Origin of the sequence: Prauserella marina (genome assembly GCF_002240355.1) — a bacterium.
Taxonomy (GTDB): Bacteria; Actinomycetota; Actinomycetes; order Mycobacteriales; family Pseudonocardiaceae; genus Prauserella_A; species Prauserella_A marina.
In genome coordinates, this window is sequence record NZ_CP016353.1 from 6574698 (window position 1) to 6587853 (window position 13156).

At 66.0% G+C, this 13156-nt stretch carries 13 protein-coding genes; 11 read left to right on the forward strand and 2 right to left on the reverse strand.

Annotation, left to right across the window (positions count from 1 at the left end; translation table 11 throughout):
• The first annotated feature begins 60 nt into the window (after nt 1-60).
• The 8 genes from BAY61_RS30545 to pstB all read left to right on the forward strand — a co-directional run bounded on the left by BAY61_RS30545 (nt 61) and on the right by pstB (nt 9305).
• Nucleotides 61-702 carry a winged helix-turn-helix transcriptional regulator gene (locus tag BAY61_RS30545; RefSeq protein WP_091805716.1) on the forward strand — a complete coding sequence of 214 codons (642 nt, stop codon included), beginning with the start codon at nt 61-63 and terminating at the stop codon, nt 700-702.
• A 130-nt stretch (nt 703-832) separates the two neighbouring features.
• Nucleotides 833-1633, forward strand: a complete 801-nt coding sequence (locus tag BAY61_RS30550) for a GGDEF domain-containing protein (RefSeq protein ID WP_245865584.1) — start codon at nt 833-835, stop codon at nt 1631-1633.
• Nucleotides 1634-2853: 1220 nt separating this feature from the next.
• Nucleotides 2854-4290: an LCP family protein gene (locus tag BAY61_RS30555; protein WP_091806543.1), complete on the forward strand. Its 1437-nt coding sequence runs from the start codon at nt 2854-2856 to the stop codon at nt 4288-4290.
• A gap of 79 nt (nt 4291-4369) precedes the next feature.
• Nucleotides 4370-5035: a phosphate signaling complex protein PhoU gene (gene phoU / locus BAY61_RS30560; protein ID WP_091805719.1), complete on the forward strand. Its 666-nt coding sequence runs from the start codon at nt 4370-4372 to the stop codon at nt 5033-5035.
• A 237-nt stretch (nt 5036-5272) separates the two neighbouring features.
• Nucleotides 5273-6367, forward strand: coding sequence for a phosphate ABC transporter substrate-binding protein PstS (gene pstS / locus BAY61_RS30565; RefSeq protein ID WP_091805722.1), 1095 nt, complete (start codon nt 5273-5275; stop codon nt 6365-6367).
• A 119-nt stretch (nt 6368-6486) separates the two neighbouring features.
• A complete protein-coding gene (pstC, locus tag BAY61_RS30570) occupies nt 6487-7395 on the forward strand; it encodes a phosphate ABC transporter permease subunit PstC (RefSeq protein ID WP_176879750.1) in 909 nt (302 codons plus the stop codon).
• Nucleotides 7395-8480, forward strand: a complete 1086-nt coding sequence (gene pstA, locus BAY61_RS30575; RefSeq protein ID WP_091805728.1) for a phosphate ABC transporter permease PstA — start codon at nt 7395-7397, stop codon at nt 8478-8480. Before pstC ends, pstA begins: the two co-directional genes overlap by 1 nt.
• A gap of 45 nt (nt 8481-8525) precedes the next feature.
• A complete protein-coding gene (pstB, locus tag BAY61_RS30580; RefSeq protein WP_091805731.1) occupies nt 8526-9305 on the forward strand; it encodes a phosphate ABC transporter ATP-binding protein PstB in 780 nt (259 codons plus the stop codon).
• Nucleotides 9306-9316: 11 nt separating this feature from the next.
• On the opposite strand, the gene mshD is transcribed toward pstB, so the two are convergent.
• Nucleotides 9317-10222: a mycothiol synthase gene (gene mshD / locus BAY61_RS30585; protein WP_091805732.1), complete on the reverse strand. Its 906-nt coding sequence runs from the start codon at nt 10220-10222 to the stop codon at nt 9317-9319.
• Nucleotides 10223-10241: 19 nt separating this feature from the next.
• Nucleotides 10242-10985, reverse strand: a complete 744-nt coding sequence (locus tag BAY61_RS30590; RefSeq protein ID WP_091805735.1) for a winged helix-turn-helix transcriptional regulator — start codon at nt 10983-10985, stop codon at nt 10242-10244.
• Between the two features lie 233 nt (nt 10986-11218).
• Between BAY61_RS30590 and BAY61_RS30595 the strand changes: the two genes are divergently transcribed.
• The 3 genes from BAY61_RS30595 to BAY61_RS30605 all read left to right on the forward strand — a co-directional run bounded on the left by BAY61_RS30595 (nt 11219) and on the right by BAY61_RS30605 (nt 13125).
• Nucleotides 11219-12031 (forward strand): LmeA family phospholipid-binding protein, encoded by an 813-nt coding sequence (locus BAY61_RS30595; protein WP_420848814.1) that lies wholly within the window; start codon nt 11219-11221, stop codon nt 12029-12031.
• Between the two features lie 19 nt (nt 12032-12050).
• Nucleotides 12051-12551, forward strand: a complete 501-nt coding sequence (locus BAY61_RS30600; protein WP_091805741.1) for a thioredoxin family protein — start codon at nt 12051-12053, stop codon at nt 12549-12551.
• A gap of 136 nt (nt 12552-12687) precedes the next feature.
• Nucleotides 12688-13125 carry a DUF4395 domain-containing protein gene (locus BAY61_RS30605; RefSeq protein WP_091805744.1) on the forward strand — a complete coding sequence of 146 codons (438 nt, stop codon included), beginning with the start codon at nt 12688-12690 and terminating at the stop codon, nt 13123-13125.
• Nucleotides 13126-13156: the final 31 nt, after the last annotated feature.

A 13156-nucleotide genomic window follows, 5' to 3' on the forward strand; every position in this document is an offset into this window, starting at 1 on the left:
CCTCCACTTGTTAATTACAAGCAAGGTACAACAACAGCAGGATGAACTAGAATTCAGACAATGGCGAAGCGAAACTACGGGCAGTTCTGCGGACTCGCACACGCCGCCGACCTGGTCGGCGAGCGCTGGGCGCTGCTCATCATCCGAGACCTGCTGGTCAGCGCCAAACGGTTCACCGACCTGCGCAGAGGTCTCCCTCGCATCCCTACGAACGTCCTCTCCGCCCGCCTCAAGCAACTCGAAGCCGACGGCGTGATCGAGCGAAGGGTCCTGCCCCGCCCAGAAGGCTCCGTCGTCTACAGCCTCACCGACTACGGCCACGACCTCGAACCGATCGTGCACGCGCTCGGCAGATGGGGCGCGAGGTCGATGGGCGAACCGAAACCCGACGACATCGTGACTCCCGATTCGCTCGTCATCGCCATGCGATCGACGTTCCAGCCCGACGTCGCCGCCGCACTGACGGCGAGCTGGGAACTTCGAGCCGGACCTGCCGTCATCCACGTCAAGATCGACGAAGGAAAGCTGACCACGGACGTCGGCGAACTCCCCGACGCCGATCTGACCATCGAGACGGGGCCGGCGATCAAGGCGCTCATGGCGGGCGAACTCACCGCGGAGCAGGCCATCGAGGCTGGTCATGTGCGACTGGAAGGCAATCCCGCATTGCTCACGACGTTCGCCGAGGTCTTCCGGATCTGACCACCGGCCGCCCAAGGTCTCGTAGTCCACTTGAGCGATATTCATATTTCTGTCGCCGCCCGCCCTTCAGGACGACCTCCGGTGAGACGACAACCAAGCATCGGGGGCAGTACGCGACGGAGGCTGCATCGTGGCGGCAGGCAACGGCCCGAGAAGGGCAGGCACACATCCTTCCCGCACGCTGCCCACCACACACGAAGCGCTCGCCGAGTCCTACGCCGCGCGAGGTGAATGGCGGCGCGCGTACGAACACCTGCGTACCGCGATGGATCTGAGCCGGTCGAGCACGCCTCAGGCGCGCGCGCCCGAGCAGTACCGCAGGGAAGTCGAGCAGCTTCGCAGAGAACACGCGCAAGCCAGGCACGAGAGCCTGACCGACTCGCTCACCGCCGCATACAACCGCCGATATCTCGACCGCAGACTCGACACACTCGCCTCGCCCGCCGTGGCATTACTCGACCTCGATCTCTTCAAACACGTCAACGACCGATTCGGGCATCTCGTCGGCGACCAAGTGCTGCAACGGGTCGTACTCCTTTTGCGGCAGTGCCTTCCATCCGATGCCTTTTGCGCGCGCTACGGGGGCGAGGAATTCGTACTCGTTCTGCCGCGCGGCGGCCGCAGGGAAGTCATCGCAATCACGGAACGTGCACGAATTCGGGTCGCCGAGCACCCGTGGTCGGGACTGAGGGCCGGTCTCGCGGTCACCATCAGCGCCGGAGTGGTTCCCGAGCCCAAACCACCTGGTGGTCCCCATGATCAACTCTTGGAAGCCGACTCGCTGCTCTACGAGGCCAAGCGAGCGGGCCGGAATCTCGTCGCGTTCCGCGAACACGGCCACGTTCGCGTCATCCGCACGGTCGGCGCAGCTCAGTGGGGCGATGCCGACGCGAAAACCGTGCGTACTCATGCCACTCAGCCATGCCCGTGAGTTAACCGGGCAAGGTCCCTCCACCGTGGCCCTAATGGCCCTGCGGAACAACTCTGCGTAAAAAAGTCACGGCTTGGTGTCGTCACGAACGGCGGATATCCGTACGATAACGAACGCTTGCCAACGGACGATCAAAGCAAGGGAGTTCCGGGCTCCGCCTGGAAACCGTGAGTGCGAAAGGAGAGTGCGTGTCCGACGACAACAGCACTCAGCGCACTCCAGACACTCACGACAGCGACAGCACCACGTCACAGGCGGACGAGTGGCGGGCTCGCGCACAGCTCAACCGCAAGGCGGCAGAGCGAAAGCGCAGGCGCTCACTCGACGACTCGGGCGGCATCAGCGTCTCGGAGGTCGTCGCAAAGCACACCGGCCGTCGCCCTCAATTCGAAACCGGGCAACAGCCACTGCCGAACCCGCCTGCCGCCCGGCATCACGAACCACCTGCGGCCGAGGAGCCCCCGCAGCGGCCTCCCGCCCCGCCGCGCAGACCCGCGCCCCCAAGGCGCGAAGAACCACCACCTCAACCCCCGCCTCCAGCGCAACCCCCGCAGGCCCAGCCACCTCCCCGGAATCAGCGTCGAGAACCCATGGGGTCAGGCCCGTTCCCCCGACCAGCGCCGACACCCCCCACGACGCAAGCCCCTCGAAGGCAACCCCCGCCCCCGCCCCACCCCGACCCCCGGCAAGAGCGTCCCCATTTCGAAGCTCCGAAGCCGGAGCCGCGCACGGAACAGCCGCGACAACAGCAACGGCCTCGCAGGCCGGAATCCCGGCCCGAGATGGCGCGGCCTGAGCCGAGGCAGCAGCCGCCTCGCCAACTCCCCGTGCGGGAGAACAACGCACTTCGGCAGGAGCAAGGCAGGCAACAGCAGCGCGGCGAGCCGCGGCGGCCCGAACCTCCGCGCGTGGCGCCCATTCCCGATGCGCCGCGCCCCGAAGCAGCACGCCCCGAACCGCAACGGCCCGAACCTCCGCGCCCTGAACAGGCACGCCCCGAAGCGCAGCACCCCGAGCCACGCAAGGAAGCACCGAGGCAGGACCTCGTCTCGCCCGACCAGCCGACCCGCAACGTGGCCGCGGTGCTCGAAGGCGACCTCGACTCGCCGCCTCCCGCACAGGCGAACCCGCCGCAACCGGCCCAGCGACCGCCCGCGCCACCCCGGCCGAGGCGGCCCTTGCAGCCACCACCTGAACGGTCACTCGAAGACCGGTTGACGATGACCGACCAGATGGAGCCGGTCGACGACGCCACGAAGTACCGCCGCAAGATCGACGATTCACTCGCCAGATTCGGTGCGGCCCACGACGAACTCGAAGCAGAGGAACGCTCGCGGCGGGAACGCAAGGACAAGCTCGTCGCCAGGCTCGAACAGACGAGAACGAAGCTGCACAGGGCCGTCACGGTCGCCACGACGGCGGTCAGCAGCAAGGTCAACGCCGAAGGCCATGCCGTGTCCGACGACCAGCGGGACGGCGACCAGCGGGACGGCGACGAGAAAACGGACGAAACAGACGACGACGCCAAGGCCGCCCCGCAGACGCGCCTCCAGGAAAAAAAGGAGCGCCGCAACCAGCGCGCGATGCTCGCAGGCCGGATCACCGCGATCGCCGTGGCCGTGCTGGTGTTCATCGCGACCGGCATCGCGTGGGGAGCGAAGACCTGGTTCAACTCCCAGTTCAACGAGATCGCCGCGCTCGACGAGAACTCGAAGGACATCCGCAACGCGGCGGGACAGATCGGGGACGCGAACTTCCTGATCGTCGGCTCCGACACGAGGGAAGGCGCCGAACTCGAAGACCACGTCGGCGATTCGGGCGGCATTCCCGGTGCCCGCTCGGACACGGTGATGATCGCGCACGTGCCGAAGGACAGGCAGCGGGCCGTCGTCGTTTCGTTCCCTCGCGACCTGGAGATCTCGCGCCCCGACTGCGAGCGGTGGAACCCGGAGACCGGCGAATACGCCGAGGTCGTCCCCGGCGCGGACACGGTGAAACTCAACTCCGCGTTCACCGTCGGCGGTCCCCGCTGTGTCACCAAGGTCATCCAGCAGATCTCCGGCATGAAGATCAACCACTTCGTCGGCATCGACTTCCAGGGCTTCAAGGGCATGGTCGACGCCGTCGGCGGGGTCGTCATGAACATCGAAGAGCCGATGCGCGACCAGGAACTGGGGCTGATCGTCGCCGAGACCGGCGAGGTGCGGCTGCGCGGCGAGCAGGCACTCAACTTCGTCAGGGCCCGCAAGGTCTTCGGTGACCCGACCTTCTCCGACTACGGCCGAATGCAGCGGCAGCAGGAGTTCATGGCCTCGCTGCTGAAGGCGACGCTTTCCAAGGACGTACTGCTCGACGTCGGCAAGCTGACCGGTTTCGTCACCGCGTTCGCCGAGTCGACCTTCGGCGAGAACATCGGCATCGATCAGCTGCTGACGCTCGCCCAGTCCATGCAGGGGCTCAGCGCGGGAGCGGTGCAGTTCATGACGGTGCCGACGGTCGGGGAAGCCAACGACAACGGCAACGAGGAACTACTCGAAGCGGACACGAAGGCCCTCTTCCACGCGCTGATCGAGAACACACCGCTGCCAGGCGATGAAGAGGAAGCGCCTCAGCAGGCGGGCGGGGCAGGCGACGACCAGCAGGCGGCGCCCGCGTAGCGCAGTTGTCAGCTCCGGTTCACCTGCGGTTCACTTCGCGATGCGACAGGCGTCGGGAGGCCGACGTAAGGTGGCCGGTATGCGCGAGGCTTACCACGTTGAACTAGACAACCTTGCCGAGAACCTGGCGAGGATGTCCAGCCAGGTCGCCGATGCCATGGAGCGGGCGACACGGGCTCTGCTGGATTCGGATCTCGGATTGGCCGAACAGGTCATCAGCGATGACGTGGCAGTGGACAACGCACGAGCCGACTGCGAGGAGCAGGCTTACGCACTGCTCGCACTCCAGGCACCGGTCGCGACGGACCTGAGGGTCGTCGTCGCGGCACTCCACGCCGCGGAAAGCCTTGAGCGGATGGGAGATCTGGCGCTGCACGTCGCGAAGGCGGCCCGCCGGAGGCACCCTGACCCCGTTCTTCCGGAACCGGTCAGGCCCTACTTCGCCAAGATGGGCGAGGTCGACGTCCGGCTCGCCCGCAGGGCCGAAGACGTGATCAGGTCGAAGGACATCGAGGTCGCGAGGTCCATCGAGACCGACGACGACGAGGTGGACGACATCCACCGGCACCTGTTCACCGTGATCATGGACAAGGACTGGCCGCACGGTGTCGCGGCAGCCGTCGACGTGACCTTGCTCGGCCGGTTCTACGAGCGGTACGCCGACCACGCCGTCTCGGTGGCCAGACGGATTGTTTTCGTTGTCACAGGGCAGATGCCCGGCTCAAGCGGTGGCAGCGAACTGTAGTCCGGACCTCCATCCGCACTGATCGGCCACCTTCCGTATGACCACCGTCGCCCCACGGGCCAACACACCGTCACGACTCCGTTACGTCGCTGTGACGTCGGCCCTTTGTCAGGTGTCGTTCATGCTTCGTTCATCCGCACTGCCCTGCGGTGTCACGTAGCGCCCATAGCGTCCAGAAACGTGAGCATTCCTCAGCGGCGGCTGCTGCCGACCGCGGAAATCCGGAAGAGGTTAATTGTGAAGCGTACCACCCTGGGCCGCGTAATCGCCCTCCCGGCGGCAGCCGCGCTCACCTTCGGCCTTGCGGCCTGCGGCTCGGCCAACGAGCAAGGTGGACAGGGCGACGGCAGCGGTCTCGCGGGAACGATCTCGGGTGCGGGCGCGAGTTCGCAGGACGCCGCACAGCAGGCATGGCAGGCGGGCTTCGTCAAGGAGAATCTCGACGCCACCGTGAACTACGACCCCATCGGCTCCGGTGGCGGTCGTGAGCAGTTCATCAACGGCGGTTCCGACTTCGGCGGTACGGACGCCTACCTCGACGACGAGGAGCTGGCAGCCGCACAGGAGCGCTGCGGCCAGCTTGTCGAGGTTCCCGCCTACGTCTCGCCGATCGCGGTCGTGTTCAACCTCGACGGCGTCGACAGCCTCAACCTCAAGCCCGGCACGATCGCCAAGATCTTCAACCAGCAGATCACGAACTGGAACGACCCGGCCATCGCGGCCGACAACCCCGATGCCGAGCTTCCCGACACCGCGATCACCCCGGTGAACCGCTCCGACGAGTCGGGCACCACCGAGAACTTCGTCGAGTACCTGACGTCGGCCGCTGAGCAGGACTGGCCGCACGAGGTCAGCGGCGACTGGCCGGTGAGCGGTGGCGAGGCCGCGCAGGGCACCTCTGGTGTGAGGCAGGCGGTTTCCGGCGGCAACGGCACCATCGGCTACATCGATGCGAGCCAGGCAGGCGAGCTGAGCACGGTCAAGGTCGGCGTCGGCGACCAGTTCGTCGAGTACTCGCCCGAGGCGGCGGCCAAGGTGCTTGAGGTCTCCGAGCGGCACGAGGGCCGCGGCGAGTACAGCTTCGCCTACGACCTCGCGAGGGACACCACCGCCGACGGCACCTACCCGATCGTGCTCGTCTCCTACGCCATCGCGTGCTCGCAGTACGACGACGCCGCCAAGGCAGACCTTGTCAAGGCGTACTTCAACTACATCATCAGTGCAGAAGGGCAGACGAGCGCCGCCGACGCCGCCGGTTCCGCCCCCATCTCGGACGCGTTGCGCCAGCAGATCCAGCCTGCGGTCGACGCGATCTCCGGGCCGAAGAGCTGAGCTGACATCAGCCTGGCTCCACCCAGTCCGGGTGGTCACCGCGAGGTGGCCACCCGGACATCCGCGTGAAGGAAGGATCGACAGTGCCCCCGAGCACAACTAGGCCGAGCACGCGCCGTGTGCCACAACGGCCAGGGGATCGCATCTTCTCGGGCCTGTCCACCGGGGCGGGAGTGCTGATCCTCATCGCACTCGCCGGGGTCGCCGCGTTTCTCATCACGGAGGCATGGCCGTCCCTCACCGCACCCGCCGAGGACATTCCCGGTGGCGAGGGGCTGCTCGTCTACGTATGGCCACTGCTGTTCGGCACGCTGATCTCCGCGCTGTTCGCGCTCGTGATCGCGGTGCCGCTCGCGGTGGCCATCGCTTTGTTCATCACCTACTACGCGCCTCGCCGCATCGCCCAGGTACTCGGCTACCTCATCGACCTGCTCGCGGCCGTGCCGTCCATCATCTACGGCCTGTGGGGCATGCAGGTGCTCGCGCCGCTGACGGTGGCGCCGACGACGTGGCTTTCCGAATACCTCGGCTTCATCCCGTTCTTCGCGGGACCCCCTTCGGCGACCGGCCGCACGATGCTGGTCGCGATCATCGTGCTCGCCGTGATGATCCTGCCGATCATCACGGCCGTCGTGCGCGAGGCGTTCCTCCAGACACCGCGGCTGCACGAGGAAGCATCGCTCGCGCTCGGCGCGACCCGCTGGGAAATGATCCGCATGGCAGTGCTTCCGTTCGGGCGCTCCAGCGTCATCGGCGCCTCGATGCTCGGACTCGGAAGGGCGCTCGGCGAGACGATGGCCGTCGCCATCGTGCTGTCGGTGTCCGGCGGTGTCACGTTCAACCTGATCAGCAGCGGCAATCCGTCGACGATCGCGGCGAACATCGCACTCCAGTTCCCCGAGTCGACAGGGCTCAGCGTCAACACGCTGATCGCTTCCGGCCTCGTGCTGTTCGCCATCACTCTGGTCGTGAACATGATCGCCCGCGGAGTCATCAACCGGCGTAAAGAATTCTCGGGAGCCAACTGATGCCGACACAGGCGACATCGTCCAGCTCTGAGCCGGACCTCTACACGCCGTTGAACGGCACCCCGCTGACCGCGGGTCAGCTTCCCCGGCACGGGCCGAAACTCACGCTGCTGTTCGTGGTGCTCGCGGCGGTGGGATTGTGGCTGGCAGGGTGGAACGCGGCGGCCTGCGCCATTCTCGGCGCCTTCGCCTACACGCTCATCGTCTACACCTGGTCGCGGATGGTCGAGGGGCCGAGGAAGGCGACCGACCGGCTCGTCACGGCGCTCGTGACCTGCGCGTTCCTGCTCGCGCTCCTGCCGCTCATCTCGGTCGTGGCCACGGTGATCGCCAACGGGATCGCGCGGTTCGACGTCGAGTTCTTCACGCACTCGATGCGCGGCGCCATCGGCGAGGGCGGCGGCGCCTACCACGCCATCATGGGCACGCTCATCATCACCGGACTCGCGACGGTCATCTCGGTGCCCATCGGCATGCTCACCGCCATCTACCTCGTCGAGTACGGCAGGGGAAGGCTGGCGAAGGCCATCACGTTCTTCGTCGACGTGATGACCGGTATTCCCTCCATCGTCGCCGGTCTGTTCGCCTACGCGTTGTTCGCGTTGTTCTTCGGCCCCGGTGTTCGCATGGGCATCATGGGCGCGGTCGCGCTGAGCGTGCTGATGATTCCCGTCGTCGTGCGGTCGACAGAGGAAATGCTGAAGCTCGTGCCCAACGAGCTGAGGGAGGCTTCGTACGCACTCGCGGTGCCGAAGTGGCGCACGATCCTCAAGGTGGTGCTGCCGACCGCGCTCGCCGGGATCGCGACCGGCGTCACGCTGGCGATCGCCCGCGTGATCGGGGAAACCGCACCATTGCTGGTTACCGTGGGAATCACGGCAAGCGACAACTTCGATCCGTTCGACGGTCGAATGGCGACCCTGTCGGTATTCTCGTACAACAGCTACGCCCATCCGGGATTCCCTGCCTTCGCGTTCACGGATAGGGCATGGGCAGCAGCGCTGGTGCTCATCATCATCGTGATGGTGCTCAACCTCATCGCCAGGCTCATTTCCCGACTGTTCGCACCGAAGACCCGCGGCTGAGCGGCAACGGCCACCAGGACGAATCGGAAAGACTAGGAAATCACTGTGGCAAAGCGCATCGAGGTCAAGGATCTCGACATCTACTACGACAAGTTCCTCGCCGTGCAGGGCGTGTCGATGACGATCCAGCCACGTGCGGTCACCGCGCTGATCGGCCCGTCCGGTTGCGGCAAATCCACCTTCCTCCGCACTCTCAACCGCATGCACGAACTCGTGCCGAACGCGCGGGTAGAAGGCCAGGTCGTGATGGACGACCAGGATCTGTACGCCTCCGGCGTCGATCCGGTGAAGGTCCGCAGCCAGATCGGCATGGTCTTCCAGCGCCCCAACCCGTTCCCCACGATGTCGATTTCCGACAACGTCGCGGCGGGCCTGAAGCTGAACAACAAGCGCATGAAACGCTCCGAACTGGACGATGTCGTCGAGCAGTCGCTGCGGGCTGCCAACCTGTGGGCCGAGGTCAAGGACCGGCTCGGCAAGCCGGGTTCGGGACTTTCCGGTGGTCAGCAACAGCGGCTGTGCATCGCGAGGGCCATTGCGGTGCAACCGGAAGTGCTGCTGATGGACGAGCCGTGCTCCGCTCTCGACCCCATCTCCACTCAGGCCATCGAGGACCTGATGCTGCAACTCAAGGAGAACTACACGATCGTCATCGTGACCCACAACATGCAGCAGGCGGCAAGGGTCAGCGACTCGACGGGGTTCTTCAACCTGCGCGGCGTCGGCCAGCCTGGCGAACTGGTCGAGATCGACGAGACGACGAAGATCTTTTCGACGCCGAGCAAGAAGGCAACGGAGGACTACATTTCCGGCCGGTTCGGCTAGGCCGGGTCTGATCAGCGCGCGTACTGCACGTCCACCTGGTACCGCGAAAAGCCCAGCTTCGTGTAGACGGCGACAGCGGGAGCGTTGTCGCCCTCGACGTACAGGATCACGTCGGTGAGACCTCGGTCGCGCAGGTACCGCAGGCCGGCGAGGGTGAGCGCCTTGCCGAGCCCTCCGCCCTGCGCGCCAGGGTCGACGCCGACGACGTAGACCTCGCCGACCGGCTGTCCGCCGAACCGTTCGGGATCGGCCGGATGCACCTTCGTCCAGTGAAAACCGACGACTTTTCCGCGCTCGTCCTCGGCGAGGAAGAAGCCTTCGGCGTCGAACCAGTTCTCCTTCTCGGTCTGCGTGAGCTGTTCCACCGTCAGCGAGCCCTGCTCCGGATGCCAGTCGAAGGCACGGGCATTGACGTCGATCACCGCCTGTTCGTCCTCACCAGGCACAAAAGTACGCAGTGCGCGGCCCTCACGCGGCGTCGGTTCCGGCCAGTCGGCCCCTGCCACCTCAGCGTGCAACACGAGCAATTCCCTTGCTCTCGCAAGACCTTTCCGCTCAGCGATCCTCGCCGCGCCGGGGTGATCTCCGTGTGCCCACACGCGAAGCCCCGAGGGAACTCGTTCGACGAGCGCGTCGACGAGCACCGTGCCGTAGCCGTTGCGCCGGTGCGCGGGGTGCACGAGCAACTCCGCGACCTTGCGGCCGAAGGAATCTCCACCGGTATCCAGATGCGCGTAGCCGACCAGTTCGTCGCCGACGCGTGCCAGCAGGTGTGCGCCTCCGGTGAATTCCGAGGGCAACGGCCCCAACGGTTCGACGTCCGGCCGACCGTCCTTCGCTTTCGCCGCAAGCAAAAGCGCGCGCACCTCGTCGGTGCGCGCGCCGTCGAGTTCGTCGACCCACACTGTGTTCACCATGAGTCGAGACTAGCCAAGATCAGCGGCGGGAAAACTCGCTCACCTCGAACGACTCCGGCAGCGGTGCGGGAACGCTCTTGACGCCCTTCACCGGTCGCTCGAACTTGTAGCCGACGTTGCGGACGGTGCCGATCATCTGCTCGTGTTCCGGGCCCAGCTTCGCCCTCAGGCGCCTGACGTGCACATCGACCGTGCGTGTGCCGCCGAAGAAGTCGTAACCCCACACCTCTTGCAGCAGCTGGGCTCTGGTGAAGACCCTTCCCGCATGCTGCGCGAGGTATTTGAGCAGTTCGAACTCCTTGTAGGTCAGTTCGAGCGTCCGCTTGCGAAGCCGCGCCGTGTAGGTCGCTTCGTCGATGACCAAGTCGCCGACCCTGAGCTCGGCGTCGACCTGGGTCGTCGCGCCATCACGGGTGGTCACGAGCCGCAACCGTGCGTCGACCTCGGCCGGTCCGGCCGTGGGCAACAGAATGTCGTCGGTACGCCATTCGGCACTCACGGCGACGAGACCGCCTTCGCCGACGACCGCGATGACCGGCGTGCTCGCCTCGTCGTCCGCGGAGCCGGTGAGCAGCCTGCACAGGCTCTTCGCCGAAGCGAGGTCGGCGCGGGCGTCGAGCAGGATCACGTCACGAGGGCCCGCGTCCAGCAGGGCGGTAACCTCCGGGGCGCGGACACGTACCGTGTGCGGCAAGAGGTCGAGGGCAGGCAGCACCGAGGTGGCTTCGGATTCCGCGGTCAGTACAAGAAGGTCAAGGCTCATGGCCGCCGCCTCGTGTCCGTGTGGCGCCTCGGGTCCAGCCCGGGGCCGGTCCTCAGTGAGAATAGCGGGTGAAATGTCGGGCGTCCCCGCCGTGAAATCGGCATCACACGAGGTCGCGCGCTTCCGCGCGACTACGTTGGCCGGTAGATAACAGATCGGAAGCGATTGTGAGTAGCGCAGTGACCCAGGACAGCCGGCCTTCCCCCCGTAAGGGAGGCCGCCGCGCTCGCAAGATCATCGTCATTGTCGTCGTGCTGCTCGGCTTGCTGGTCGGAGCCGATTTCGCGGCAGCGGCCTTCGCGGAACACACCGTGTCGCAGAAAGCGAGGGAACAACTCAGCCTGAGTGAGGACCCCGCCGTCACCATCCACGGCTTCCCCTTCGCGACGCAGGCGATTTCCGGCGACTACGGTCACATCACGGTTTCCGCCGACGGAGTTCCGGTCGAGGACATCCTGAGCGATGTCTCGATCAGAGCCGAACTGCGCAACGTGACGGCGCCGCTCTCGGACCTGACGTCCGGCAACGTCGACAGCATCAACATCGGCGACCTCGAAGGCCAGATCACTCTCAAGGCGAGCGACATCGCCAAGGTCAAGCCGCTCGACAACATCGAGGACCTGCGGATCGATCCGTCGAGCGAGTCCTACGTGCGCAACGGTGAAGGCACGGAGAGCGACACCGCGGAAGGTTCCTCCTCGGAAGAAGAGGAGGACAACAAGGACTCGACGGCGGGCGTCCGGATTTCCGGCAAGCTTCAGATCGCGGGCGAGCAGGTCGAGATCTTCGCGTTCGCCATGATCGAACTCCAGGACACCACCATCCGGATCACCCCGCACCGGCTCCAGTTCGGGAATGACAAGGAGACCACCGTCGTTCCCGCTGAAGTGCAGGAACGGTTGCTGCCCAACTTCGAGGCCGACATCAACACCGGCGACCTGCCGTTCACGGTGACACCGACCGCGATCAGGGTGGATCCCGGCTCGCTGACGATCAGTGGTGAGGCCAAGGACGTGACCTTCGCGGGTGCGTCGAGCAGTCAATGACGGAGAAGGGACGCTGACCGTGGCGGGTTTGTGGGTGCTACTCGGCACGCTGGCCGCGGCTGTCGTCGCGGGCATCGTGCTGAGCGCCCGCAACGGCCGCATCAGGAAGGCGAGGACGACTCCGATCCCCACGGCAGGGGCCGCCGAGAGCGTAGGGGCCGAGCAGCAGGCAGCCACGCTTCCCGAACCGGTGAGCGCCGTACTCGCGCCGGGATCGGCCGTCACGCTCGTGCAGATCTCGACCACGTTCTGCGCCCCGTGCAGGCACGCGAGGGCGGTACTTTCGTCGTTGGCCGAGCGCACCGACGGGCTTGAACATGTCGACATCGACGTCACCGACCAGCCCTCCGTCGCGCACCGGCTCGGCGTGCTGCGCACCCCCACGACACTCGCCTTCACCTCCGGCGGCGGCGAACTGTTTCGGGTCAGCGGCGTCCCCAAGGCCGCTGACCTGCTCGGAGCGCTGGAACCGCATCTCCTCCCACGGATTGAACGCGGTTCCCACTCTGAGGGAGCCTGAGTAGGCTGGACGCCGTGGACAGGCTGCCTACCCACCTCTTGACGCAACGGCGTGTGGTCGATTTGTGCCGCGTCCGTAGCAGCCTGTGTTCGTCCTGCCGTTAGGTCCGGCTCGACGTACGCATACCGGAGGTGACATGTCCGCAAGAGCAGCGGTGGATCCACGTGGTCCGCGCTTCGCAGCCATCGTGACGACGATCGTGCTCGCCGTCGTCCTGCTCACCGGCTGGTGGCCGCTGCTCGCGGCACAGACCGTGGTGTTCGCGATCGGCGCGTTCATCGGTCTGAAACCGGCACCGTATTCGGTGTTGTATCGCCTGCTCGTCGCTCCACGGTTGAAGCCGACCTCGGAGAGGGAAGACGCGGCGCCGCTGCGGTTCGCGCAGACCGTCGGATTCGTGTTCGCCCTCGTCGGCACCATCGGATACGCGGCGGGAGTGCCCGCGCTCGGCATCGTCGCGACCGCTTTCGCGTTGTTCGCCGCCTTTCTGAACGCGGCGTTCGGCTTCTGCCTTGGTTGCGAGCTGTACCTGCTCGGCAAGCGACTGTCCAACCGCACCGAACCCGCGCGCTGAGCAACCAACCCTTTCGATATCGATGAACACG